This window comes from Acetobacter sp. DsW_063, assembly GCF_002153745.1.
In the GTDB taxonomy this organism is placed as follows: domain Bacteria; phylum Pseudomonadota; class Alphaproteobacteria; order Acetobacterales; family Acetobacteraceae; genus Acetobacter.
Window position 1 is genome coordinate 1 of sequence record NZ_JOPL01000070.1, and the last position, 24,583, is coordinate 24,583.

A 24,583-nucleotide genomic window follows, 5' to 3' on the forward strand; every position below is an offset into this window, starting at 1 on the left:
TGCATTGCAGCAACGGCAGATCATCTCAAGACCTAACAGGCCCTAGTCCCGTGGTGCATCAGTCTCCGTCATATGCGGGTGAAACTCGGTATATTTCTTTGTTATTCATAATAATTTCAAAATAATTTTGAAGAAATTCGTCGAATTTTCTCGACTTACTCCTGTCGGGCATAGTCGTATTTTCGTTGTGTTTTGATTTATCGAGCAAGCAATCTAATGCACGGTTGATAGCAGCAAACAACTCTCGAGTCATTTTATGCGACCAATTCGCATTTACATCTTCGGCGCCGTGACGTAAGTCACATTCAGAAACATTGCCTCGTAGGTGTTTTGTGCGAGTTCAAGAGAGAGGGCCGAGTTTCCGATGAGTGATTTAATCCGACGTTGCGTCGCGCCGCTGTCTGTCGCGGGGACTCTGTTTGCCCTGAGCCATGCTAATGCTTCGGATACCATCGGCGCTTCCGAACGAGAGGACGCCCCTGCCGACAGGTTGCACGAGAAGAAAAATCAGAAAGCGCCCAGTGCCAGACGCAATTTCGAAAGCGGGGATGTAGAGAACCTGACCGTCAAAGGACATGGTTTCAACACCATGCATCAGAATCTCGGCCTGTCCAGAATGCCGCAGGACGTGCTTCATACGGCGCAGACGATCGACGTGGTGCCTCAGGAGCTGATGCGACAGCAGAACGTGAAATCTTTGGATGAGGCGCTGCGCAATGTGCCGGGCGTGACATCATCGATCGGCGAAGGCGCCGGTGGGATGAACGGCGATCAGTTTCTTATCAGAGGTTTTCAGGCCCAGAACGATATCTACGAAGATGGATTGAGGGATTTTGGTGTATATTCAAGAGATTCATTTAGCCTTGAGACGGTGTCCGTTATAAAGGGACCTTCGTCGGAGGTGTTCGGCAACGGCACCACCGGCGGCGCCATTAATATGATCACGAAGTCACCCACGCTGGCGAACCGTTACGCTGCAGAATTTTCCGGAGGGTCGGGCAGTTATTATCGGGGAACGCTGGATGTCAACCAGAAGATAAATGATTCCACGGCTTTCCAACTTTCAGGCATGGGCGACGAACACAACGTCGTTGGCCGCGATTATATTTATTCGCACCGTTGGGGCGTAGCGCCATCCATTGCCTTTGGATTGGGTAAACGTGCAACACTCGTGCTGCAGTATATGCATCAGTCGGAAAACTCGGTTCCGGATTTCGGTGTTCCGGTGGTCACGAAGCCTGGAGCGGCCTACGGTCAACCGATCACTGCATATGGTATTCGCAGAACGAATTTCTATGGAACGAACAATGATCAAAACGCCACAAACGACAATATGGAGACGGCTCGCTTTACCTATAAATTAAACGACCATATTACGTTTTATGATGATCTTCGGGGTGGTCAGTACTATCGCACCTTTGCAGCGTCAAAAGCTACGTGCGACACGACTTGCGTAGATAATTATTTTGATGGAAATGCGGCAAGCGCTCTTGTAGCTCGTTCGGGCCCCAACGGCGCTGGTAATGGGGCTGGCGCGGGCACGTATATGGCGCCGCTTCCCTACCAACAACAGAGCTGGTCCGTTCAAAACGTCGCCTCGATGGTCGCGAATTTCAAAACTGGATTTTTGAAACACCAACTCGTGGCGGGCTTTGATCTCGAGCGTGTCAGCGACCGACGTGAACAGTCGACATATCTGAAGGCCAAACCCTATGCGAGTCTGGTCAGCCCTAATCCTTATGTAGGAAATCTTGGCCTCGTATCGGGCGATTCCAACCCCGGTGGATTAGTAAATCTGGGCGGAATCGGCGCGAAGGCCAACAGCAACGGCTATGGCTTTGACACCGGATTATTTCTATTTGACCAAATCTGGTTCACCGACTGGCTTTCGGTCAAAGGTGGTTTTCGTTGGGACCGCTGGCAGACTACGTACAATGTCACCGGAGGAGATGTCTCAAAATACCCCGACAAGCATTTTCATGACGTCAGCGGCGTATTCAATCCCAACGTAAGCCTGATCGTCACTCCTGACAGCCACCAGACTTATTACTTTACGTGGGCCAGTTCGACGACGCCGATGGGGATGTACGTCACCAATGGCTCCGTTCCGATCCGGCCGGGCACGAATTCATTCGCCAGTCCGGAAAAAGCGCAGCTTTACGAAATTGGCGCGAAGTACAGCCTGTTCCATGATCGTATGGGCTTTACGGCTTCATTGTTCCGTCTGGATAAAGGTAATGCTCTCAATGCGGATCCTGTGACAGGTCAAATTGAAAGTTCCTCTGACAGGCAGCGTAACCAGGGTCTCGAGCTTTCTGCCGGAGGCGTCATCCTGCCGGGTTGGAACGTGACGGCGACGTATGCGCTGTACGATAGCGACACGACGTCATCAGCCACAGCCGCCAATCGAGGCAAGAACGTCCAGTATGTTCCCCATAATCAGGCGACGCTCTGGACCGCCTATAACGCGTTCTCCAGCAAGCCGTACAATTTCATGGTCGGCGGAGGCGTGACCTGGCGTCAGCATGTATGGCTCGATGCGGCCAATACAGTGCGCGCGCCAGCAAATCTTGACTTCAGCGCCGTCATTTCTCATCGCTTCAACGAGCACTGGAAAATTTCAATGAATGGTTACAACCTCGCCAATCGCTTGAATTATCAGAGCCTCTTCTCTAACCGCGTTACGCCGTCCGCAGGTCGCATGTTTCTGGGCGAACTGAGTATGATTTACTAAACATTTAGTAATACGCAGTCGCGCGGCATATTGATTCCGCGCGACGTCGTCGTGTTTCTATCTGAAGAAAATTTATTCTTTTCATTCAGGGCGTTCTGAACGAGTTTTTAAGGAAGCGTTCACGTCCGCCCGAGGCTCGAACGCCTCCTTGTCAAGGCTTACTTCTGCACCGGGACCTCGATCCAGCTTCCCTTCACATCAATGGAAATGGTCGCCGGTTTGTAAGAATCTTCTGACGCCAGAAAGATATTGTCCACATAAGTCTGCGGGTTTCGGTCGTAGAGAGGGAACCAGCTCGACTGGACCTGCACCATAATCCGATGGCCAGGCAAGAACGTGTGGTTCGTCATAGGCAACGGAAATTTGTACAATTGCGGGGTATTCGCCGGGACGGCCTCCGGTTTGTCGAAGCCGTTCCGATACCGGCCACGCAGGATGTCCGCGCTCACCATGAACTGATAACCGCCCATCTCCCGCTGGTCCGCGACCTCGTCAGGATAGACGTCGATCAACTTCACCACGAAATCGCCATCGGTTCCCGTCGTCGACGCCGTCAGATGCACGAGCGGTTCGCCGCGAAGGGTGACAGGCTGCGTCAACACCGGAGAGGTGAAGGTGGCGACGTCTGTTCGCGCTGTAACGTTGCGCTGGTCGGTCGCCAGCCAGTAAGGCCAGGGCGACCCCTCCACGCCCTTGGGGCGGATCGGCCGTGGAATATAGGGAACCGGGTGCGCGGGATCGGCGACGTAGTTCACGGGACTGGCGTCCGAACCCGGCGTGCTGAAGCCCAGCCCGTGGTTCGCCTGAAAATGCAAAGCTTCACAACCGGAGGCGCAGGCAGCTGGCGGCAACGCGTCCGTTGTCTCCCATACGTTGTCCCCGGTGCGGAAACGTGTGACGCGAGCAGGCAGAGGCGTCGTGGCGTCTTTCAGGTAGTGGGCAAGGAAAGGTTCAAGAACGTTCTTGCGAAAATAATAACCTGTGTCGGAACGCAGGGCCACCGGGCCCAATGTGCTCGCCGCCCTGATCTCTCCTCCGTGGTTCCACGGTCCCATGACCAGATAGAGGTTGGCGCTCGACGCGGGCGATCGATGGAGCGCGTAATAAGTCGCAAGTGCGCCGTAGATATCCTCCTGATCCCAGAGGCTGTGCACCAGCATGGTGGGGACCTTCAGGCCTTCGCTGGCGAGAATCTTGTCCATCGCCTGAGCCTGCCAGAAGGAATCGTAAGCAGGATGGGCGAGCAGGGCGCGGAAGAAGCCGATCTGCTCCATTCCGCGTGACTTGCCAACGGCGCCAGCCGAAACGCCATTCAGATAGAGATCGTACCCGTCGTATTGGCTGGCCCACCATTTTACGGTGTTCTTTGGCGTGCCGTCCTGCTCATAGACATATGGCAGCATTTCCTCGCGGAACGCACCGTTGTGGAACCAGTCGTCTCCCATCCACCCATCCACCATGGGGTTCATCGGCACAGAAACCTTCAGCGCTGGATGAGGGTGCACAAGTGCGGTCAGAGCGGTATAGCCGTCATAGGACACGCCAATCACGCCGACCTTGCCGTTACTTTCGGGAACGTTGTGGATCAGCCATTCGATCGTGTCCCAGGTGTCGGTCGAATGATCGACCGACGTAGCGTTCAAGGGGCCGCGCATCGGGCGGTTCATGACGTAACGCCCCTCGGACTCGTATTTTCCGCGCACGTCCTGCAGCACGCGGATATAGCCGCCGTCGAGGATGACGTCGGGCATGTTGTCATAACCCTGGAGGCTCGACGCTTCGTCCCCACTCGGCGTGCGCGCCGCCATCTTGTCCGCGCTGTAGGGCGTGCGGGTCATCAGCATACCGGCGTCGCGCGCGCCCTTGGGAATGATAATGATCGTGTGCAGCTTTACGCCGTCGCGCATCGGAATCATGACGTCGCGCCGGACGTAATTGAAACTTGAAGAATCGACCTTGAAAGTTTCTGGCATATCCGGAAATAGGCCGGTAGTCGGCGCGGCGAGCGCGGCAACGGGAAGCGCCTGCGTCGCCAGAAGAATTTTTAATATCGTGCGTATTTTCATGAACTGTATCCGGGAATGGCTGGAGAATGTGAAGACGATATGCCGCCCGCCCGCTCATTGACGGCTGGCTCCGCAGCTTCGTCGCGATGGTTGGAGAGCGGCGCTGACCTGTCCGAGCGGGCCACAGCGACGCGCGGATGGCTGGTCGGGTGTCGATGGCCGGAAGCTGGCAGGTCTGGCGGTTAGGGGGGGGGGATTATGCGGGCACGACGTTCCCTCGAGTTACATTCGATCTCGAAACGATAAATGTGCTGCAAAAATATTGTCAAACTGCGGCGGGCGCCGATTTCGGACATTTCGCTTCACGGGGGAGCGCGGAGTCTGTTTTATGGCGGGCGACGCCGCTCTCAAGACGGCGCGTCTGACGCGTAAGGAAAAACGATGCCACGCTCGTGTCCGCCCCCATCGCATATGAAAACTCCGCCCGGTTTGCTCAACGTCGCGACGACTGCTGTCGCGCTGACGCTGGCCGCCTGCTCCGGGTTGCCGGAAGCGCCCAAGTCTCCGCCGCAGGTAGCTGGTCAATTGACGTCTTCCGAGCCGCTTCCGGCTGCGGATGCGCTGTCCGAGGCAGGGACGTCGTTGCGCATCACTTATCTTTCCACCGATGGCGTGACCGGCTCCGGTCTCGTCCCTGTAACTGGGGAAGTGTTCATTCCGTCAGGGGCGCCGCCCGCAGGGGGGTGGCCCATCGTCGCATGGGCGCATGGCACCGTAGGCGTCGCGGACTCGTGCGCGCCTTCGCAGAATCCGGTCACGCCTCGGAATCAGGCCTATCTTTCCGCATGGCTGCAGCGCGGATTCGCGATCGTCGCGACCGATTACCAGGGTCTGGGAACACCCGGCCCCCATCCGTATCTGAACGCGCGCGCCGAAGCTTACAGCGTGCTCGATTCAGTGCGGGCGGCCCTTTCAGGCGTCAAGGGGCTGAGTAACAAGGTCATGATTGTCGGGCAGTCGCAGGGGGCTGGGGCTGCTTTCGCCGCAGCGGCCTATGCGCCCACCTATGCACCTACGCTCGGTGTAAAGGGGACAGTCGCGACCGGAATACCGTATATGAGTCCCCAGATCGTTCAGGCGATGCTGGCGAACATCACGAAGGCGCAACACGCCAAGAGCAAGGCGGCCAACGGCGGTCACGGGAAAGTTTCGCCGTCGGGCGAGGGTGACCCAACAGTTGTCTACGCTTTGTTGCTCGGCGCGTCGCAGGCGGCGCTCGATCCCGACTTCAAGCCGGAGACAGCGTTTACCCCGGCGGCTATGCCTTCGTTCCAGGCCGCGTCGCAGATGTGCATCGATCCTCTGTTCAAGCAGGTCGGTGCGGCGGGGCTGACGCCCGCAACGGCCTTCACGCCGGGATTCGCGCAGGCCCTGGCGCCAACTTTCCGCGCGATGGCGTATCCGACGCTCAAGCTGGCTCAGCCGGTGTTCATCGGAACCGGAACCGCAGACAAGGACGTCTCCCCGGCGTCGCAACTCGCGCTCGTTCATGACGCGTGCGCAGCGGGCTCGACAGTGCAGGCGCATCTTTACAAGGGGCTGGCGCACTCTCCGACCTTGCTGGCGTCGCTGAAAGATTCTGCAGGTTTCACCGAGGCGGTGATGAACGACCGGCCGGTGGTCGCCGAGTGTACGCCGACGCCGAAATAGGCGAGCTTCCGGGCGAGGCGATTAAGCCCCGCCGCGCCCGGACTCAACTTGGGTGGTCAAAGCGCCCCCCTTCACATGGATTCGCTTGTTCAGGGGGATGAGGCGTTCTGAAATAATGAGATGGAGCATTTCTACTGAACCGGAGTTCTGTGGAAATGCTCTCGATTATAACGCAGAGCCAGAGGCTAGACGGTCTGCTGTCTGGCTGGTCGGACAGAGCTCTCACTATCTGACGTAGTTTCTTGACTTGCGTGGAAGACGCCAGGCCTTATTTCTTCGCCACTCTGCCCAGACACGCGCGAGCGGAGCGGTTTTTCCGATATGCCGGATGTCTTTTCTTGCGAGTGTCCGGGTCTCAGGCGGACAGTTCGCCAATGGTCGGGCGGTTGAGCATCGCCATCAGTTCCTTGCGCGTGTCCGAGTTCTCGCGGAACACGCCGAGCATCCGGCTGGTGACCATCGACACCCCGGGGCGGTGGACGCCGCGCGTCGTCATGCACTGGTGTCCGGCTTCGATGATCACGGCAGTGCCGTGGGGCTGCAGCACAGAGTCGATGGTGTTGGCGATCTGCGCCGTCAGCCGTTCTTGAATCTGAAAGCGACGGGCGTAGGCGTCCACCAGACGCGCCAGCTTGGAAATTCCGACCACGCGGCGGCGCGGCAGATAGGCGACGTGCGCGCGGCCGATGATCGGCGCCATGTGGTGTTCGCAATGGCTTTCGAAGCGGATATCGCGGAGCAGAACGATCTCGTCGTAATCCTCGACTTCCGAGAACGTGCGCTGCAGCAAGTCTTCGGGATTGACCGCGTAACCCTGAAAAAACTCCTCGTACGCACGGGCTACCCGGGAGGGCGTATCCAGAAGACCCTCGCGTTCCGGATCTTCTCCGGCCCAGCTGAGGAGCACGCGGACAGCCTGTTCAGCTTCCTCGCGGGTCGGGCGGCGTGTGTTCGGGGCGGGGGACGACGTATCGGCCATTGGCGCAACTTCTTTCGGAAAATTCTCTTCACAGCGGAAGGCGCTGCGGCGTCTGTATGAAGGGGAAAAATTGGGGACGTTAGGAGCGAAGGCTCAGTGAATGAGGCCCGACTGATAGGGGCTGTCCAGACTAAAGGTGGGAATGGAAATTTCGAAACCACGCCCGGTCGCGACCTCAACCATGTGATAGGCGCCGCGCATGATGCCGCTTGGCGTGTCGAGCGACGCACCGGATGTATATTCGAAACCCGAGCCGGATTCGATGACGGGTTGCTCGCCTACCACGCCTTCGCCGCGCACGTGCTCGACGTTGCCGCGTCCGTCGATGATCTCCCAAGACCGTTCGAGCAACTGCACCGACGTAGCGCCGTGGTTTTCTATTCGTATGCGATACGCCCAGCAGAAATTGTTGTCTTCAGGCTGGGACTGATCATCAAGCCAGAAAGCACGCACCTGTACACGCAGGCCCTGCGTCGTCGCCTCGTACGCAGGGAGCGCCGCGATCGCCTCGTTCAGCGCAGCTTCGGCCTCGGCAAACGGCTTCGGGGGCATTGGCGGCCGACCGGACATGTCTGCTTCCTCCCTGATGACGACTTTCGGACGCTGTCGCGAGCCCGATAGGGGTTGCGATTGAAACGGGGCCATCGAACTCAGGTTCGACGACTACGCTCCAACCCTTTGCTTGCAGAACGTTCCTATCCCCTTCCGCTCACTGTAGCCGAAGGGGATGCGTTCCGCGTTCAGGCGGTATGGCTCGCCTGTCCGAGCGCCGCAACGCCCCGTTGGAGATCGGCGACGAGATCGTCCGCATCTTCAAGCCCAACCGACAGCCGGATGGCGCCGTCGGAGATGCCGAGACGCGCGCGTTCTTCCGCGCCGATTTTCATATGGGTCGTGGTCGCCGGATGCGTCGCCAGAGAGCGGGCGTCGCCCAGATTGTTGGAGATCAGCACGACGCGCAGGGCGTTAAGGAACGCGAAAGCGCCCGCTGTCCCGCCCGCGACTTCGAACGCCACCAGCGAGCCGAAACCTGTCATCTGTCGTGCTGCGATCTCGTGCTGCGGGTGGTCTTTGCGACCCGGATACCGCACACCGATCACGCCGGGCGCGCTGGCGAGCCAGTCCGCGACGATCGCAGTGTTGCGGGTCATCGCGTCGACACGTAACCGGAGGGTCTCCAGACTCTTGAGCATCACCCACGCATTGAACGGCGACAGCGCATTGCCGGTGTTGCGGGTGAAGGGTTGCACAACCTCCTCGATCCATTGCTTTGACCCGAGAATAGCCCCCCCGAGTACGCGCCCCTGTCCGTCGATATGCTTAGTGCAGGAATAGACGACCACATCGGCGCCCAGAGTCAGGGGCTTCTGATAGACGGGCGATGCGAATGCGTTGTCGACAATTACAATGGCGCCCGCTGCGTGCGCCCGATCGGCGATGGCGCGCAGGTCGAGGACGTCGAGCATCGGGTTCGACGGACTTTCAAGCAGCACGGCGGCAGTCGGCTGGCGCAGGGCTTCGCTCCATGCGTCCAGATCGCCGCCATCGACGAACACCGTCTCGACGCCGTATTTCGGCAGGAGATTGGCGATGATCCAGTGGCAGGAGCCGAACAGGGCGCGAGAAGCGACGACGCGGTCGCCAGCTTTCACGTGCGCCAGCAGGGCGGAAGATACGGCTCCCATGCCGGTCGACGTGGCGATACAGGCGTCCGCGCCTTCAAGGTCGGCAAGGCGACGCTGCAGAGCGTCCACAGTTGGGTTGCCGAAGCGGGAGTATTGATAATGAACGGCGTCGCCGGTGAACGTGGCTGCGGCCTGCTCGGCGCTGTCGTAGGCAAAGCCGGAGGTGAGAAACAGCGCCTCGCTCGTCTCTCCGTAGGGAGAGCGTTCGACATTGGCGTGCAGCAGGCGGGTCGCCTCGCGCCATTCCTGCGAGACGTCAGGGGACCCGTTTGTGTCTGATGTGCTCATCGCGGTCTCGGTTCTTTCCTGTCCTCCGCGCGGGACGGGTGAGGGAACCTGACGCGTTGTCGCCCCCACGCGGATCGTCGACCGTGGAAACCTTGTCGGACGCACTTGCCCGCCAACGCCTCTTTAGCGCGATTCTTTAGCCTCGCCGCAAGCCAGCCTAACAAATCGCGAGGCCCTCTGCGCCATGGGCGGGAGGGACGAGCCTTATCGCGGATCAGCCTTCGGTCCGTCAACCGGATTAAGGGGCCGGGTGAGCATAGCTGCCGTGGCGATATCACGCCGTGCTTGGGGGCGGCGTATGCCATTCGTCGGTCTCCAGCGCGCAATCAGGGCGCGGCGGCGCGGGAGCCTGCCTGACGCGCCATTCCGAATTGAGCGTCATTGTCGGCGCTGCGCATACGGACGGAGAAGGAGGCGTTATCGTCCGCAAGAGAACGGAGCGGATATTTTTTGGGGCAGATCGAAAAGCGTCGGGCGAGGAGCTCTGTTGCGGGCGCCTCGTCGGCAGACGCGCGCGCCGGGCTGGAAAAATGATTCTGCCGGGGGCGGGAGATAGAAACGCGTCAAGAACGCCAGTCCTGATCTTCTGAGTCGCCGAATTGAGACGGGTATCGATCAACATCCCGTGATAAGTGCGGGCCCGGCATGGATCGGGAGGCGTTGCAATCGTGTCTCCGGCAAGGAGGTTCCTCCGCGTCGAGAACGATTGTCATCCACGGCGGGCGTGGCTATAGATCGGCCAACGCGGGTGTAGTTCAATGGTAGAACGGCAGCTTCCCAAGCTGCATACGAGGGTTCGATTCCCTTCACCCGCTCCAGCGACACGCTGATATGGCCGCCTTCGCGACCACCGCCCCCCCCGGCTCGACAATTTGCGGTATTAACGTCATGCGCAGGCGCAACGTTGTGTCTCACGTATGATTTGAGCACATTACGCGCGAGACAACAGGAGCCTCTGATGACCCGTCTATCCACGCATGTTCTCGCGGCGCTCGCCGTCGCCGCCGGACTGGCCTCAGTTTCCCCGGCGGCCCGCGCCGACCAGCCCGCCCCTGCTTCAAAGGGTGGTGAGACTGCGACAAGCGACAAGAACCCGACCGGCACGAACCTCGCAGCCGCCACGGCTGCTCAGGTCGCTGAGATTTCTCCGGCCAACGTCGCGGGACTTCTAAACTACTGCGTTGAAACCGAGCAGGTTTCGCATGAAGACGGCGACGCCGTGCAGACCGCGCTGAACGCCAAGACCAACGCGGTGCCGACCGACCACGCTGGCAACATGGACTACGCCATCGGCACGGCGGGACAGTTCCTGGTCGGCGGCAAGGCGTCCACCCTTACGGGTCTGGATCAGCCGGCGCAGGGTAAGCTGTGCACGGTCGTTCTCGCCCGTTCGCGTTCCCTGATCTGAGATCAGGTTTCTCTGCCGCAGCACCCTTTTTGAGGTGCTGCGGCAGAGACGTGTCTCGCTTGGGCCTAAGGGCTCTGACGAGGCAATACTCTCAAGATAACGCCGTCCCTGCGTATCGCTGCGTGCCAGATTGCAGCGCCAAGATGCAGCAAAAGCAGTGCATAAAGCACCCATTGCGCCGTCGAATGGATATTCCACGCGATGTCGCCGCGCGCCTCGTCCTTAGCGAAGGACGGAAGCGGCACAATTCCGAAAAACGACATCGGGCGACCGTTCGCCGCCATCATATAGCCGCTCAATGGCATGATCAGCAGCGCGATATAAATCAGCCAGTGCGAGATCATGGCGGCAATTTCCAGAACTCGGCCGCCGCCCCCGGCGAACGGCTCGCGCCGCGAGATGCGAACGCCGATGCGCAGAAAGGTCAGAAGCAGTATCAGAAGGCCGACCGATTTGTGCCAGAACATCAATTGCGGATGCGTCATGAAGCCGGTCTGATCGTCCGGCGTCGCAGCGGCCACCCAGCCCAGCGCCATGACGGCCAATACCAAGGGGGCGCTCAGCCAGTGAAGCAGGATCAGCGTCGACGGATAGCGTGTCGGCGCGTCTGAAGTCGGTAGAGTCGAGGGCACGTTGGTCTCTCCTCAAATCGGCGCGCAGTGGAGCAGACAGCGCGCCGACGCGTTACGCAACGCATTTCCGCACGGTCGGCTTTTTTCTGCAGAGTTCAGGGGGAGCTCTCTCCAGAGCCAGTCTCTTCAAGCAAGGCGAAACGGGGCTGTCCGTCGACCGTCTCCAGCCACATTGAGAGAGGCCGCACCCATAGGCCGCCCTGCGTCTCGCTACGATAGACGACAAGCGGTTCTTCGGTTTCACTGTGCCGCGCCACGCCGAGCACGGTGTAGAAGCCGCCCTTGTAGTGACGGTACCGCCCTGGCGGCGCCAAGAGTTCTTCCTGCAAAATCAAATCGCTCCTATACGTTAACACCGCTATTGTAGCGTTGGCGCCGCGCCGTGGCGGCGCGAGACATTGCCGTCACCGGAGATTCAAGACGTTGTCAGACCTCCCATCGCGCCCTTCCACAACATCGTCTCCTCTCGCGCATCGTCCAGACGCCCAAGGTGGACGCAAGTTTGACATTCGTCGCGGGCTCCTCCTTTGCGCGACCGTCTTGTGCTGGGCGCCCGGTGGAGGAGCGATGGTCGCCGGGACGGCTGCAGCGGCCGTTCACCATCATAGTCGAGGTGCCGCGAAAAATGCTCCGACTGCGTCGGGAAAGCCGGTGCTCCTTAGCCAGCAGCCTGGGAGCGAACTCGACAAGCAGGCGCGCCTGCTCAACGCGGACGATATAGCAACCTCACTGCGACATCATCAGCCGCCGCTGGTTCTGATTGGCTCAGCCCCGTTGTCTACGCGCAAGGGTGAGATTGCGCTTTTTGTGCAGCTTCAGTCCGCAGCACTCTGCGGGTCGGCAGGATGCTCGACGGATGTTTATCTGCATCGGGGCGATGACTGGATCAAGGTGCTCGATTCCATTAGCGGCGCCGTCAGCATACTGCCGCAGAGTCATGGCGGCATGTACGACATTATTGTGGACGGGGATGACCGTTGGGTCTGGCGTGGCGGTAGTTATCAGGACACGGTGTCGGCCCCCCCGATAGGCAATCTGAGGGGCGAGATTAAGCGGTTCCAGGCTGAAAATGGCGTCAAGGACGACGGCGGGCATTAAGACCGCCTCGCTCACCGATCATTGGGGGACTTACTTGTTCGACAATGCGGGCTGTTGAGCGGGCATACCGGCAAGGTCTCCAATCGGGAGTTTGTTCTGCTTGTGGCTGCAGCTTGGGCTGCGTCGTCTACAGAGTGTGGATCATGATGCGAAATGCAGTCGCAAAATGCACGCTCGCCGCATCGCTTGCCGCCTGATTCAACTGGATATCCACGTTGGGTTGGGACGTGAGATAGATTTGGCAAAACCCGTCCGTGACCTGTTCCCGGTGTCCTGTGACGCACGGGACGTGGCGCTGCATGAGCGCTTGTCGCAGCGTCGCTGTCCCGGCTCCGTCAGCAGAGATAAGTGCGTCGAAAGGGGTCTGCGCAATCTGCGCGAGGCTGACGGCGACCGGGCGCATTGAAAGGCTGCCTACCGTGAGCTCGCCGTCGAACTGGTCCACGATCTGGTTGGCTTCCCTCTCCGATCCAGGTGTGGCCTGATTGTAGACGACTGCGACGCGGATCGCCCCTTGCAGTGGCGGCTCAACGAAGTGCAGAGCCTGTCCCACGATCATGATGTCTTTCGCATTCAGGGGTTCGGCGGCCGCCGCCCTGCACATGGCTGCGACCAGACACAGAACTGGCGGGAGAAGTGCGAGGCTTCTCAAGTACGAAATGCGACGAAACAAATGCGGCACGACTCTCAGCCCGGATCAGATATGGACATGATCGGTCATGCCTATTGAGGAACATTTAAGCGCGGTGATATCGCGCTTCAGGCGCTCGGAAGCTGTGCTCCCTTCGCAGCCTGCAGCCACGCCTGAACCTGCCCTTCCGGGTCATCGGCAAGAATGAAGTCCGATACGGCCGCGACGGAGTCCGCCCCAGCGGCGAGGCATTCCGGCATTCTTGCCAGCGTGACGCCGCCGATCGCCACCAGCGGAACGTCGCCAGCCAGCTCCCGCCATTCGCCTATACGCGCGACGCCCTGCGGTCCGAACGCCATTTTCTTCAGGCGCGTGGGCCACACAGGCCCGAGGGCGACGTAATCGGGGCGCAGAGCTAGCGCCCGGTTCAATTCTTCATGGGAATGCGTGCTGACGCCAAGACGTATGCCAGCGGCCCGTAAAGCGCCAAGGTCCGCAGTATCGAGATCTTCCTGCCCAAGATGCACGTAATCCGCGCCGGTCTCAATCGCGATCCGCCAAAAGTCGTTGATGACGAGCGTCACGCCAAGCCTTCGCGCGGAAGCCAGTGCGGTCGCAATTTCCTCGCGCAGCGCGGTGTCGTCCATATCCTTGACGCGGAGCTGGATGAAGCGCGCTCCCGCGCCGCCCAGACGTTCGACCCAGAAAGCGCGATCGACGACTGAATAGATTTCTTGCGGCAGTCTTCTTGTCATCATGACAGGGCGGGCTTTCCAAGCAGCGGGGTCGAAGGCGCGGCCATGTCGCGGGCCTCCATCGGGTCGGCGATCCGGGCAAGACGTCCAGCCTCGACGGCCAGACGAAACGCCCGTGCCATAGCTACGGGGTCGCCAGCCTTTGCGACGGCCGTGTTGATCAACACGGCGTCGTAGCCGAGTTCGAGCGCTTGTGTGGCGTGCGAGGGCAAGCCGATCCCCGCGTCGACGACGAGGGGGACGTCCGGGAAGTGCGCGCGCAGGGCGCGAAGGCCGAAGACATTGTTCAGGCCCTTGCCGGACCCGATCGGCGCGCCCCACGGCATCAACACCTCGCACCCGGCGGCGAGCAATCGTTCCGCCACGACGAGGTCCTCTGTCGTGTAGGGGAAAACCTTGAACCCTTCGGACGACAGGATGCGGGCTGCTTCGACCAGTCCGAACACGTCCGGCTGAAGCGTGTCGGACTCCCCGATCACCTCCAGTTTCACCCAGTCGGTTTCGAACACTTCCCGGGCCATATGCGCGGTGGTCACTGCTTCCTTGACCGTATGGCATCCCGCCGTGTTGGGCAGCACAGGCGTTCCCAGATCGCGGATCAGGGACCAGAAAGCCTGACCTGCTCGCGAGCCGGCAGATTCCCGGCGCAAGGAGACGGTGACGAGACCGGCGTCGGCCGCGCGCACGGAGTCGGCGAGAATTTCCGGCGACGGGTACTGGGCTGTGCCCAGCATGAGGGGCGACGCCAATTCCGTTCCATAAAATAACATAAGATCAGCCGCCTTGCATCGGCGCGACGATTTCGACGCGCATACCGTCAACGATGTCCAGTCCGCAGCGGCGGGACCCGGGGATGAACTCGCCATCGACGGCGGTGGCGATTCTCGCGTCGCCGTAGCCCAGTTCGTCAATCAGCGCTGCGAGCGTTCGGGCGTTCACCACCCGCGCTTCGTCATTCACCACGATGTTCATGCCAGATCTCCGTGTCGCTGATAGCACGTACGCACACTGATTTGGTTCGACTTGCGCGTGAACGCAAGCCGGAGCGGTCTGACGGTGCCGTTATGCTGGAAGCGCCGACGTGCGTTCCAACTGCGAAGTGGTGGCGTCGACGCGGTCGCGACGGCTTCATTTGGAGACTGCGCCGGGCCTTGATCGAGTTAAGGTTCGGCCGCCCAAGCCGCCGTCTCTGCGTGCGTGGGGTCCTTTGTGGGGCGGAGAGAAGATGCGCGGATGTTCGCGTGCGTGATCGTCTGGACCACATGATGGAACGCCGTTGAGCCGAGTTTCGGGGCCAAAGGGGGCGCGACAGCCTGCTGTCCACGAAACCGGTAGCAGGTCATGAGGGCATCGTGTTCACAGGAACTGACGATTTGGCGTGCCCGTAAGGACGTCCGATGGAAAGAAGTGCGTATTTGATTGAAGGTGCCCGGTATGTCCGTGGATCGTGATGACATTGTTTGATCGTGGATCGTTTTGGAAAAGAGATATTTCAAATAGAGGGAAGCATTGAAATGCTTTTTCAATGCAGGCGGCGTTAAATGTTGGAGCGTTGCCTGCCTGCTTGCTTGATTTTATGTGAATGCGACCAGATCATGAGCGTATTTATAAAAAAGTGCGCGAATCAATAATAATTGAGAAATATCACATACAAAATAATACAGTCGCCATTTCGGCGTATTCTCCCCTCTTCCTCCAGCAACGACGGTCGCTAGTGAAAGAGGGGAGGGGATTTAAGGGACTCAGAACCCAGTCGATATCGTGCCTGTCATTGTAAAGCGGGGCACAAGCCAATACGTCGCACCGTTGCCGCCAGCCAGCGTCGTGCCGTCCATCAACGTGGTGGAGTGATTGTTGGTGCCGAACCCATAAGCGCCGCTACGTACGCGGGAATCCGTAAGATTGCTGAAATTCAAACGGAAAGTTGGGCTTTTGAGGTAACGCCAGGGCTTGAAGCGATAACCGAGCGAGATTGCGTCAGTGATATAGCCGGGCATCCGTTCGTCGCCGACAAGCGTGACAGATTGTGGGCCGACATATTTCAGCGTGAAATTGCCAAAGAAACGCCCGTCGTCGTAGGTCAGGCCGAAGCTGGTCGTCACGTGCGGGGCGCCCACGGCCTGCTTGCCCTTGGTGTTCAGATACGTGCTCTGGTAAGGCACGTTGCTGTCAAGCCTTGCGCTCAAATACTCAAAGCCAATGAACGGACTGATGTGGTGCCACGGGTGGGTGGCGAGCATCAGGTCGACGCCACGCGTGGTCTGGTTGCCTACATTGACAGTGCTGGTCTGCGTGTCGCTGACCGCCACGGACATCAGGCGATTGGTGATGTTCATATTGAAGAAGGAGAGATCAACGATGAAATGATCGTCGTTGTAACGGTATCCGAGTTCCTCAGAGATGGAGTACTGAGGCTTGGGCAGTGTGCCCTGATAGTTCGGCGACAGGGCGTCCGGGCTGGGCTGCCGGAAATTGCCCTGCGCATTCACATAAATCTGGTGATGCGGATTGAACTGATAGCTGATCGACAGATGCGGCAGTGGGGATGTCAGGTTCATGCCGTAGCGACCTGAGTAGCTGTATCCGGAGCCGCCGCTGACGCCCACGCCACTGTAGGGGTCCCAGTAATTGGTCATGATGTATTTGAAGCCTGCGTTGATCACGAGGCGATCTTGCAGGTATTTGGCTACGTCTTCGATGAAGAGCGCGTGCAGATCATAGCCTGGATTGGTGTAATAGCTGTTGACGCGCCTGAGTTGACCATCGACCAACGTAAATGCCTGGGACGTCTCCGTGTTCGGGCTTGGGTTCGAGCCGTCCGCCCTCGTGTAGCTGGAGGGAATGCCGTAAGTCGTGGTGTAGTGCTCGAACCAGTACCCGAACGTCAGGTGATTGTGGCGGTCGACGTCAACGCCAAGTTTCGCCGTCACGCCCAGCTTCTGGTCCGCGTATTGCTGGTAGTACGACGTCAACCATGTGTTGGGGTCGGTAATGGGCGTGCCATTGGACGTGTAGTATCCAGTAGCGCCCGCAGTGCCGCCGACCCGGCTGCTGGTCGCGCCGTTTCCATCCCATCCGCGACCAAGATTGAAATAGGGAAGCAGGTCGAACGACACATGTTTCGTCAGGACGAAATGCTGTGGCGCCGACAGGAAAAGCTGGTTCCAGTGATCGATATTGTTCTTCCAGTAACGATTGGCGTCGTCCGACGTGGGATCCCAGGTATTGATCTTGTTGTAATTAACGCCATTATGTTTCAGATCATAAAACTCAGCCGCCGTCGGCTTGTGGTCGATGGTGAAGTCTTCATAGTTCCACGAAATGAAGATGTCGTTGGTCGACCCGTTGGCCCACGTCTTCTTCATGCCGAAGTCGATATGCTTGCGCCAGTTGATACCAGACCCGAGCCAGGAGCGGGCGTGGGTGTTCGAAAACGAGAAGTAGCCCTTGACGCCGCTATGACCGATCTCGCCACTTTCCAGGCGGATAAACTCGCGCGACATGTTGTTTGTGCCGTAGGAGAAATCCACCATGCCCCCGAATTTATCGGTGGGGGTGTGGGTCGTTTCGTCAAGTACGCCGCCTGCGGCGGCGGTGATAGGCATTTCGACACGCGAGGAGGAGGGCGTAATCGTAACGCTCTCAACGTTTTCTGCGTCCGCGTCCTCGTTGAGGTAATTGGCGGACGTCGCGGGCGCTCCGTTCAGAAGCAGGCCGATGTCAGAGTCCGTCAGGCCACGCGATTGAATATTTCCGCCCTGCATTCCCGACGTGTCCGCGACAGAAATGTTCATGCTTGGCGTGTTCTTCGCGATATCGAGGATGGTCGCCGTGGGCGAGATCATGTCGATATACTGCTTGCTGACCGTCTGCACGTTGTTGGCGCTGGTCTCGACCCGCATCATGCCGCCGCCGACCTCCCGCGCATGACGGGAAACGGACACGCTGACGGACTCCGATCCCTTCGCGACGACGTGTACAGGACGATGGGGCGCTGGCGCGACGGCTGCCGCCGGATTCCTCGCGGCGGCATGCGGCGTCGCGATGTGTCGTTTGTGACTCTTGCTTGTCGACGTTGCAGCGTCGGCGCAGCCGACCCACACGAAACCTGCGCAGGCGAGGCCCGTTGTGCATGTGAGCAAGGATATAGCTGAAGGTCCGCGGCGCGGCCCTGCATTATGGTGAATCATGACTCCCCCCGGAGCGAAATGCTCGAACACCAATGCGCGTCCGCTTCATCCTCCCTCAGAAATGGTGCGACCGACGCTTTGCAGCGTTCGACTTTACAGGGCTGAAAGTCGCCAATCAATGCGTTCGTGGAATATTTCGGCGTTCCAACTTCGGGAGACGGGTAACGGAATATTATTCCGGATTCGGAACCATATGGTAGGGAACCACGCCGCGCTCCTCGCCGCCGGCGTCGATTTGAAATCCGGCGGCCGGAAGGGCTCTGTGGCGGCAGTCGGTGCGTATGCAGGCCCGGCAACCGGGTCCGATTGGAATGATCATCCGTTCGTCGTCTAGGTTGAGGCCTGCGGAGTAGACGATATCCGACGCGTGCGAGATGGAGCAGCCGAGCACGACTGCGACGAGGCGCGGTCGGTCGAAATACGAAACGCCCGCGTGGCCGACCGTGCGGGCGACGTTGAGATACACGGCGTCGTCTGTCGTGCGCGACACCTGCACATGCAACTGGCCGGGCGCCGAAAAGCTGCGGAAGACGTTCCATTGCGAGCACAGGCCGCCGAAGCGCGAAAGGCTGAAGCGTGTAGCGCTGTGGCTCTTGAGGATATTGCCAGCGATGTCGGTCTTGATGAAATAGAAGGGGATTCCCTCTGCACCGGAACGCTGCAGGGTCGACAGACGGTGACAGACCTGCTCGAAGCTGACGCCGAACTGACGCTGAAGTTGGTCCAGATCGTGCCGCTTCTCCAATGCGGAGTGTCTGAAGCGCTCGTAGGGCAGTAGCAATGCGCCTGCAAAATAGTTGCTCATGCCGACGCGCGCCAACCCGCGCGCGTCCGAACTGTTCAGGTGTGCGCGCTTGATCGCCCGGTCCAGCACGCGGGCATAGTCGAGGCGCCCCACGGCTTGCGCCATCCAGAATACGGCGCTTTCCGACGGGACGCCATCGGCGATGAAAAGCCTCTTGCCTCGCCGGTCAAGGCGCCAGACTACGCCTTTGCGGTCGAGGTCCGTGTCTGTCACGACGCGTATTCCGTGTCGGTCCCGCAGGTAGCGGGCCAGATTGGCCGCCATCATTCCGTTCGAAAAGGCGCTTGATTCATAGAGGTCTTCGGCGGCGCGATCAGCCTCGTCGAAATAATTGTGTTCGTCATGCACCCAGTCGCCGACGGCTTCATAAGGAGGCGTCGTGGCGGGCTTGGCGTCTTCGTTTCCAGATTGGCGGTCGGAGAAAATGGACGGTGAACCAGATGCCCCAGCGCGTGTGGGAGAAAGCTGGGCATTGGGAGGCGAATGCGGATCGTTGGGTTTGAGGCTGCGCGGGATGGTGGCGTTGTCTGGCGCCGCATGCTCGCTCATCGCACGGAAGGAACGGTAGAGGGTTATGAACCGATCGGCGAGGCCTGGCGCGGCCCGGACTGCGGCCTGAAGTTCCGCGGGACGGAGAGAGGCAGATTTGAAGAGGGGATCGCCGAGAATTTCGCGAAGCGCCTGGATTTGGCGAATTTCGTCGGTGTCGCCAAAATAGGCTTCCGAAACTTCGAAAATTTTGCAAAGTTTTAGCAGGAGCGGAGGCGGAATGGGGCGCTGATCGTTTTCGATCTGATTAAGGTAGCTGGCGGAAAGACCGAGTTCTTGAGCAAGCGCCTGTTGGGTCTGCCCGATACGACCACGTAACTCGCGTATTCGAGAACCTGCGAACACCTTATTTGCGCGACGGGTCATCTTCGCATCCTTTGCAAAACGTTCTCTGATCCTCGCATTTATTCGCTCACTTTGCTATACCGTGCGCCATGCCCATGAGTATAGGATCAATAAGAGGATAGGCTAACACGTGTCGCAACTGTGGTGCGCTGCGAGGTTGGTATGTGTCCTGAAGGCGGCGAGTGGAGCGTATGGTGTTTGATGAGTTTGGGTATCGCGGGTGGCGCCGTTGACCAAATCTCGAGTGAGTGGAGGGTATGGTCGAAGGGCGATGCTTTCTCGGAGCTACGCTTCTCCGCTATGAGCAAGGCGTATTGATGGTGGTTATTTCGTAATAGGCAATGTGAATCTTCGCCTTATGGTTAGTGTCGCGAAAAATCACGTTTTTCGGAGATTTAATATTTACATACATTGTAAGTAATGGTTTTTGTTTTGTTGTTGGGGTGTGCGATTGATCTGCATTGCTCGGATTTTTGTCCGCAATCTGCGATATCGGCGTTGCGAGTGAGGGAAAATAATAATTCAGAAAATATATATGATATGCATGAGTCTTAGAGACTCTCTCCCCCCAATGTTAAGTTCTGGTCGGTTGCCGAATGTGTTGGGTAGAGGGGGCTGACTGCGTAGGTATGACTGCTTGGGGCGCGTATGCGAAGCCTTTGACTATGGTTTCCATTTTGAGAAATGTACGGTACGTACCCCGCTGCAGATTCGTTGCGCTGAAATTCATTTTGCCGTTCAGCGGGTGTGTGGCGTGATCCTGTGTCTTTGGCATAAAATGATCGAAATTCATCAAGAAATCTTTATTATAATTCAGCGAAAATATCCCCGGCTCGATGGTGTTGTTCATGGTGACGCATTCGCTGGCTTTTTTCCTTGGAGGCGCGCGAAACGATTTACGTTTCGATATATATGATTATAAAAACAACAATAAATATGATAATTTTATCAAATTTCTACCTAATGCTGAATTTGGTTGCGTTCGGGCATGAGGCGCAAGAACCGTGCGCCACCTTGGGTGGCTGCGAGCACTGAGAAGCCGACTTCGTGAGCGTGGCTTTAGCCTGGTGAAAGAGGTAGATTTTGGAGAGCTAATCGCGTAAAATGTGTGTACGGAGCGGTATATAATAAAATAATGAAAAGCTCTTATACCCCAAACGGAGGTAATGTCGGTGCTCGACAATGTGCTCAGCCTGGTGTCGTCTAATCTGAACGACCTCGACGCTGAAAAAGTAGAGCGTGTTTCCGCGTTGCGCGCGCAGGCGGAAGGCCAGCCGGATCAATTCTGGCTCGAGCGCGCGCGCATGCTTGAGTGGGAAAAAACGCCGACAAAAGCGTCAAATTCCTCGTTTCTTGGAGACGTATCCATCCGCTGGTTCGAGGATGGGCGCCTCAATGCGTCGTATAATTGCCTTGACCGCCATCTACGCGAGCGCGGGGATCAGGCGGCGTTGATCTGGCAGAGCGAAGACGCAAGCCATTCGCGCGTTCTCACCTATCGGGATCTGCACGCAGAGGTATGTCGTTTCGCAAATGCGCTACGTGCTCTCGGCGTGCAGCGCGGTGACCGAGTGGCGATCCATTTGCCGTTGGTGGTCGAAGGCGTGGTGGCGATGCTCGCCTGCGCGCGGATCGGCGCGATTCATGTCGTTCTGTTCGGAGGATTCTCGCCGGAAGGACTTGGTGAGCGGCTGGTCGACAGTGGAACGGTCGTTGTCGTGACGGCCGACGCCGGACGCCGTGGCGCGAAGCGTGTGCCTCATAAGACGGCGATCGACGCGGCGTTGAAACATGCAGGCACGATCTCAAGCGTTCGGAACGTGATTGTCGTTCGCGTCACCGGGGATGATGTCCCGATGAAAGAGGGGCGCGATCTCGAATATGCTGCTATCACTGAAGGCGCGTCGACGGAGTGCGCTCCGGAAACGATGGCGGCTGAAGATACGCTTTTCCTGCTTTATACTTCGGGAAGCACAGGCAAACCGAAGGCGATGCTGCATACCACCGGCGGTTATCTGGTGTGGGCGGCCTATACCATGGACATCACCTTCGCGCCGGAACCGGGAACGACCCACTGGTGCACGGCGGATATCGCATGGATCACCGGGCATACCTATGTCGTCTACGGCCCGTTGCTGAATGGCGGCACTACTCTGATTTACGAAGGGCTTCCGTCCTACCCTCAACCGGGGCGCTGGTGGGACATTATCGACAGGCACAATGTTTCCGGGCTCTTCACTGCCCCGACGGCCATCCGCTCGCTGATGCGTGAAGGCGACGGCGTGCCGACTCAATACTCGCTGAAGTCGCTGCGCCGTCTCGGCTCGGCTGGCGAGCCGATCAGTCCGGACGCATGGGACTGGTTCCATCAGGTCGTTGGCCGTGGCGAGTGCCCCTTCATTGACGTCTGGTTCCAGACCGAGACGGGCGGTTTCATGCTCGGGCCCGTGGCGGGCGCGCAGCATCTGAAACCGGGATGGGCGACGACTCCTTTGCCGGGACTGAAGGCGGTGCTGACGAACGAGAAAGGCGAACTGATAGAAGGAAACGGAGAAGCCGAGGGTTGTCTATGCTTTGCCGGGTCCTGGCCCGGTCAGGCACGGACGATTTGGGGCGATCACGGACGCTTCCGACAGACATATTTCAGCTTCAGCGAGGGGCTGTACTTTGCTGGCGACGGCGCGCGCCGCGATGCTGACGGGTATTACCTCATCACCGGGCGCATGGACGACGTCATCAACGTATCAGGTCATCGTATCGGCACGGCGGAGATCGAGGACGCTGTGGCGACGGATCACTCCGTGGCGGAAGCGGCGGCCGTTGGCGTCAATCACGATCTGAAGGGGCAGGGTATTGTCGTGTTCGTTGTGGCGCGGAGCGATAAAGTCAGGCCACCGTCAACCAAGCTGACGAATGTGATCAGGGAGCGCGTCGGGCCATACGCGGCGCCGGAAAAAATCTTTCTCGTCGCCGATCTTCCCAAGACGCGTTCAGGTAAAATCGTCAGGCGACTTCTCAGGAAAATCGCGTCGGGCGAAACGGAAGCCCTTGGCGATCTTTCGTCGCTTTCCGACCCTTCGATCCTGCCTGGATTGATCGAGGAAGTTCGCGCCCAAAGCGCGCAGTGAGTGAAGTCTTCTGGTGTTGTTGACGTAACGTTGCTCTTCGTTACGTCTTTGCTAAGACGTTATTAATGGCTCGAAGTGACGATGCGACCGGTATCGTCACTTCGGAGCTTACAGCATGTCTTCCTCGATTTCTGGTCTTTCCGGTTCGGCGTTGAGCAGTCTCTACGGCGCAGGATCTTCCTCGGCGTCGTCTTCAGGCGCATCATCCAGTTCGGGAACGAGTTCGTCACAAGACACCACGACGGTGACGACGAATGCTGACGGATCCATCACGACAACCGTCACGGATTCTCAGGGCGACATTATTTCCGAAACAACTACAGGCGCGTCGAAGACTGCGTCCAGCGCCGATAGTTCCGCGCTCGATATCACCGCCTGATCTTTATCGGTTCTGGATGTGGTTAAGCTGCATCTGAATGCTTTAGCTGAACCATCTCCCTGATGAGATCACAGTAAAAGGCCCTTAGAAACGCATGTTTCGAGGGGCCTTTTGTTTGCGAACGAGGCAGCTGTGTCATTCGGCTTCTTATGGCCGTTTGAAAACAGAAAGGCCGCCAACCCGGGAGGTTGGCGGCCTTGTCTGAAACTTCCGATATGAGCCGGAAGCAGATCAGCGCTTGCTGAACTGGAAGGAGCGGCGGGCCTTGGCCTTACCGTACTTCTTACGCTCGACCTGACGGGAGTCACGGGTCAGGAACCCGGCTGCCTTCAGGATGCCGCGAAGGCCGGGTTCGTAATGGGTCAGCGCGCGGCTGATGCCATGACGAACCGCGCCAGCCTGACCGGACAGTCCGCCGCCGGTGACGGTGCAGACGACGTCGAACTGGTTGTAGCGGTCAGCCACAAGGAAGGGCTGGGTCAGCAGCATGCGCAGCACGGGGCGTGCGAAATACGTGACCACCGGGCGGCCGTTGACGGTGATGTCGCCTTTGCCGGGCTTGATCCACACGCGAGCGACGGCGTCCTTGCGGCGGCCGGTCGCGTAGGAGCGACCCTGCGCGTCGCGCTTTACTTCATACACGGGGGCTTCCGAAGCGAGTGTCGCCGGGGCGATGTCCTTCAGATCGGCCAGTGTGCCGGTGCGTTCCAGAGTTTCGGACATAGTGATCAGACCCCACTCTTCGCGATGGCGGTGTTCTTGCGGTTCATCGCCGCGACATCCAGTTTCACCGGCTGCTGCCCGTCATGAGGGTGCTCGGCTCCGGCGTAGACATGCAGGTTGCGCATCTGGGCGCGCTGCAGCGGGCCGCGCGTGATCATACGCTCGACAGCCTTCTCAACGACCTGACCCGGGTTCTTGCCGGTCAGACGCTGGGTGATGGTGCGTTCCTTGATGCCGCCCGGATACCCGGTGTGGTAGTGGAACAGCTTCTGCCCAACCTTGTCGCCGGTCAGCTTGATCTTCTCGGCGTTGACGACGACGACGTGATCGCCGCAATCGACATGGGGGGTGAACTGCGGCTTGTGCTTGCCGCGTAGACGCTGGGCGATGATGGCGGCGAGCCGACCGAGAACGAGGCCTTCGGCGTCGATCAGGATCCAGTTCTTCGTCACCTCCGCGGGCTTGAGCGAGAGGGTGGTCTTCATTGGTCGTATGTCCGTCCAGAAATCTTGATCGGTTCGGGTGGCGCGTTATGCGC

21 protein-coding genes, 1 tRNA gene and 1 riboswitch are annotated in these 24,583 nt (G+C 58.9%); of the genes, 7 read left to right on the forward strand and 15 right to left on the reverse strand.

Annotation, left to right across the window (positions count from 1 at the left end; all coding sequences use genetic code 11):
- Positions 1-364: 364 nt before the first annotated feature.
- Positions 365-2,734 (forward strand): TonB-dependent siderophore receptor, encoded by a 2,370-nt coding sequence (locus HK28_RS09650; protein ID WP_369823640.1) that lies wholly within the window; start codon positions 365-367, stop codon positions 2,732-2,734.
- 158 nt (positions 2,735-2,892) lie between these two features.
- Here the strand turns inward: HK28_RS09650 and HK28_RS09655 are convergent, their stop codons facing one another.
- The gene (locus HK28_RS09655) at positions 2,893-4,800 is read right to left on the reverse strand and encodes a CocE/NonD family hydrolase (RefSeq protein ID WP_086644378.1); all 1,908 of its coding nucleotides are present in this window, start codon (positions 4,798-4,800) and stop codon (positions 2,893-2,895) included.
- A 411-nt stretch (positions 4,801-5,211) separates the two neighbouring features.
- Here HK28_RS09655 and HK28_RS09660 point away from each other — a divergent pair, with 411 nt between their 5' ends.
- On the forward strand, positions 5,212-6,450 hold the full coding sequence (locus HK28_RS09660; protein ID WP_086644379.1) for a lipase family protein: 1,239 nt from the start codon (positions 5,212-5,214) through the stop codon (positions 6,448-6,450).
- Positions 6,451-6,805: 355 nt separating this feature from the next.
- Here HK28_RS09660 and folE read toward each other — a convergent pair whose 3' ends face one another.
- From folE to metZ, 3 genes are all read right to left on the reverse strand, one after another.
- Positions 6,806-7,429 (reverse strand): GTP cyclohydrolase I FolE, encoded by a 624-nt coding sequence (gene folE / locus HK28_RS09665; protein WP_086644380.1) that lies wholly within the window; start codon positions 7,427-7,429, stop codon positions 6,806-6,808.
- Between the two features lie 93 nt (positions 7,430-7,522).
- Positions 7,523-7,999: a Co2+/Mg2+ efflux protein ApaG gene (apaG, locus tag HK28_RS09670; protein WP_086644381.1), complete on the reverse strand. Its 477-nt coding sequence runs from the start codon at positions 7,997-7,999 to the stop codon at positions 7,523-7,525.
- A gap of 170 nt (positions 8,000-8,169) precedes the next feature.
- A complete protein-coding gene (metZ, locus tag HK28_RS09675; protein ID WP_086644382.1) occupies positions 8,170-9,402 on the reverse strand; it encodes an O-succinylhomoserine sulfhydrylase in 1,233 nt (410 codons plus the stop codon).
- 102 nt (positions 9,403-9,504) lie between these two features.
- A riboswitch (SAM riboswitch) is annotated at positions 9,505-9,584 on the reverse strand.
- A 562-nt stretch (positions 9,585-10,146) separates the two neighbouring features.
- Here metZ and HK28_RS09685 point away from each other — a divergent pair.
- Together HK28_RS09685 and HK28_RS09690 are read left to right on the forward strand one after the other, a co-directional pair.
- Positions 10,147-10,220: transfer RNA gene (locus HK28_RS09685), tRNA-Gly, on the forward strand.
- Positions 10,221-10,360: 140 nt separating this feature from the next.
- Positions 10,361-10,810 carry an alcohol dehydrogenase gene (locus HK28_RS09690; RefSeq protein WP_086644384.1) on the forward strand — a complete coding sequence of 150 codons (450 nt, stop codon included), beginning with the start codon at positions 10,361-10,363 and terminating at the stop codon, positions 10,808-10,810.
- 65 nt (positions 10,811-10,875) lie between these two features.
- Here the strand turns inward: HK28_RS09690 and HK28_RS09695 are convergent, their stop codons facing one another.
- Positions 10,876-11,442, reverse strand: coding sequence for a cytochrome b (locus tag HK28_RS09695; protein WP_086644385.1), 567 nt, complete (start codon positions 11,440-11,442; stop codon positions 10,876-10,878).
- A 95-nt stretch (positions 11,443-11,537) separates the two neighbouring features.
- The gene (locus tag HK28_RS09700; protein ID WP_086644412.1) at positions 11,538-11,771 is read right to left on the reverse strand and encodes a DUF1653 domain-containing protein; all 234 of its coding nucleotides are present in this window, start codon (positions 11,769-11,771) and stop codon (positions 11,538-11,540) included.
- 238 nt (positions 11,772-12,009) lie between these two features.
- Between HK28_RS09700 and HK28_RS09705 the strand changes: the two genes are divergently transcribed.
- Positions 12,010-12,540 (forward strand): hypothetical protein, encoded by a 531-nt coding sequence (locus HK28_RS09705; RefSeq protein WP_086644386.1) that lies wholly within the window; start codon positions 12,010-12,012, stop codon positions 12,538-12,540.
- Positions 12,541-12,667: 127 nt separating this feature from the next.
- On the opposite strand, the gene HK28_RS09710 is transcribed toward HK28_RS09705, so the two are convergent.
- The 7 genes from HK28_RS09710 to HK28_RS09740 all read right to left on the reverse strand — a co-directional run bounded on the left by HK28_RS09710 (position 12,668) and on the right by HK28_RS09740 (position 19,836).
- Positions 12,668-13,222 (reverse strand): hypothetical protein, encoded by a 555-nt coding sequence (locus HK28_RS09710; RefSeq protein ID WP_143217390.1) that lies wholly within the window; start codon positions 13,220-13,222, stop codon positions 12,668-12,670.
- Positions 13,223-13,299: 77 nt separating this feature from the next.
- Positions 13,300-13,926: a thiamine phosphate synthase gene (locus tag HK28_RS09715; RefSeq protein WP_086644413.1), complete on the reverse strand. Its 627-nt coding sequence runs from the start codon at positions 13,924-13,926 to the stop codon at positions 13,300-13,302.
- Positions 13,926-14,696: a thiazole synthase gene (locus HK28_RS09720; protein ID WP_086644388.1), complete on the reverse strand. Its 771-nt coding sequence runs from the start codon at positions 14,694-14,696 to the stop codon at positions 13,926-13,928. The genes HK28_RS09715 and HK28_RS09720 overlap by 1 nt, the downstream gene beginning before the upstream one ends.
- A gap of 4 nt (positions 14,697-14,700) precedes the next feature.
- Complete coding sequence (thiS, locus tag HK28_RS09725) at positions 14,701-14,898, reverse strand: sulfur carrier protein ThiS (protein ID WP_086644389.1); 198 nt, start codon at positions 14,896-14,898, stop codon at positions 14,701-14,703.
- A gap of 188 nt (positions 14,899-15,086) precedes the next feature.
- Positions 15,087-15,269, reverse strand: a complete 183-nt coding sequence (locus tag HK28_RS09730; protein ID WP_086644390.1) for a hypothetical protein — start codon at positions 15,267-15,269, stop codon at positions 15,087-15,089.
- A 399-nt stretch (positions 15,270-15,668) separates the two neighbouring features.
- The gene (locus HK28_RS09735) at positions 15,669-18,068 is read right to left on the reverse strand and encodes a TonB-dependent receptor (protein WP_233140473.1); all 2,400 of its coding nucleotides are present in this window, start codon (positions 18,066-18,068) and stop codon (positions 15,669-15,671) included.
- A 220-nt stretch (positions 18,069-18,288) separates the two neighbouring features.
- Positions 18,289-19,836, reverse strand: coding sequence for a short-chain fatty acyl-CoA regulator family protein (locus tag HK28_RS09740; protein ID WP_086644391.1), 1,548 nt, complete (start codon positions 19,834-19,836; stop codon positions 18,289-18,291).
- Positions 19,837-20,981: 1,145 nt separating this feature from the next.
- Here HK28_RS09740 and acs point away from each other — a divergent pair.
- Together acs and HK28_RS09755 are read left to right on the forward strand one after the other, a co-directional pair.
- The gene (gene acs, locus HK28_RS09750; RefSeq protein ID WP_086644393.1) at positions 20,982-22,943 is read left to right on the forward strand and encodes an acetate--CoA ligase; all 1,962 of its coding nucleotides are present in this window, start codon (positions 20,982-20,984) and stop codon (positions 22,941-22,943) included.
- 115 nt (positions 22,944-23,058) lie between these two features.
- On the forward strand, positions 23,059-23,322 hold the full coding sequence (locus tag HK28_RS09755) for a hypothetical protein (RefSeq protein ID WP_084440377.1): 264 nt from the start codon (positions 23,059-23,061) through the stop codon (positions 23,320-23,322).
- Between the two features lie 231 nt (positions 23,323-23,553).
- Here HK28_RS09755 and rpsI read toward each other — a convergent pair whose 3' ends face one another.
- Together rpsI and rplM are read right to left on the reverse strand one after the other, a co-directional pair.
- Complete coding sequence (gene rpsI / locus HK28_RS09760; RefSeq protein WP_035376228.1) at positions 23,554-24,045, reverse strand: 30S ribosomal protein S9; 492 nt, start codon at positions 24,043-24,045, stop codon at positions 23,554-23,556.
- 5 nt (positions 24,046-24,050) lie between these two features.
- Positions 24,051-24,530 carry a 50S ribosomal protein L13 gene (gene rplM / locus HK28_RS09765; RefSeq protein WP_026397138.1) on the reverse strand — a complete coding sequence of 160 codons (480 nt, stop codon included), beginning with the start codon at positions 24,528-24,530 and terminating at the stop codon, positions 24,051-24,053.
- Positions 24,531-24,583 lie beyond the last annotated feature (53 nt).

What these genes read in the sequence shown, in the direction of transcription:
- HK28_RS09650 (WP_369823640.1), top strand. Translation starts at nt 365, where the DNA reads ATGAGTGATTTAATCCGACGTTGCGTCGCGCCGCTGTCTGTCGCGGGG.
- HK28_RS09655 (WP_086644378.1), bottom strand. Translation starts at nt 4,800, where the DNA reads ATGAAAATACGCACGATATTAAAAATTCTTCTGGCGACGCAGGCGCTT.
- HK28_RS09660 (WP_086644379.1), top strand. Translation starts at nt 5,212, where the DNA reads ATGAAAACTCCGCCCGGTTTGCTCAACGTCGCGACGACTGCTGTCGCG.
- folE (WP_086644380.1), bottom strand. Translation starts at nt 7,429, where the DNA reads ATGGCCGATACGTCGTCCCCCGCCCCGAACACACGCCGCCCGACCCGC.
- apaG (WP_086644381.1), bottom strand. Translation starts at nt 7,999, where the DNA reads ATGTCCGGTCGGCCGCCAATGCCCCCGAAGCCGTTTGCCGAGGCCGAA.
- metZ (WP_086644382.1), bottom strand. Translation starts at nt 9,402, where the DNA reads ATGAGCACATCAGACACAAACGGGTCCCCTGACGTCTCGCAGGAATGG.
- HK28_RS09690 (WP_086644384.1), top strand. Translation starts at nt 10,361, where the DNA reads ATGACCCGTCTATCCACGCATGTTCTCGCGGCGCTCGCCGTCGCCGCC.
- HK28_RS09705 (WP_086644386.1), top strand. Translation starts at nt 12,010, where the DNA reads ATGGTCGCCGGGACGGCTGCAGCGGCCGTTCACCATCATAGTCGAGGT.
- HK28_RS09715 (WP_086644413.1), bottom strand. Translation starts at nt 13,926, where the DNA reads ATGACAAGAAGACTGCCGCAAGAAATCTATTCAGTCGTCGATCGCGCT.
- HK28_RS09720 (WP_086644388.1), bottom strand. Translation starts at nt 14,696, where the DNA reads ATGTTATTTTATGGAACGGAATTGGCGTCGCCCCTCATGCTGGGCACA.
- thiS (WP_086644389.1), bottom strand. Translation starts at nt 14,898, where the DNA reads ATGAACATCGTGGTGAATGACGAAGCGCGGGTGGTGAACGCCCGAACG.
- HK28_RS09730 (WP_086644390.1), bottom strand. Translation starts at nt 15,269, where the DNA reads ATGACCTGCTACCGGTTTCGTGGACAGCAGGCTGTCGCGCCCCCTTTG.
- HK28_RS09740 (WP_086644391.1), bottom strand. Translation starts at nt 19,836, where the DNA reads ATGACCCGTCGCGCAAATAAGGTGTTCGCAGGTTCTCGAATACGCGAG.
- acs (WP_086644393.1), top strand. Translation starts at nt 20,982, where the DNA reads ATGTCGGTGCTCGACAATGTGCTCAGCCTGGTGTCGTCTAATCTGAAC.
- HK28_RS09755 (WP_084440377.1), top strand. Translation starts at nt 23,059, where the DNA reads ATGTCTTCCTCGATTTCTGGTCTTTCCGGTTCGGCGTTGAGCAGTCTC.
- rpsI (WP_035376228.1), bottom strand. Translation starts at nt 24,045, where the DNA reads ATGTCCGAAACTCTGGAACGCACCGGCACACTGGCCGATCTGAAGGAC.
- rplM (WP_026397138.1), bottom strand. Translation starts at nt 24,530, where the DNA reads ATGAAGACCACCCTCTCGCTCAAGCCCGCGGAGGTGACGAAGAACTGG.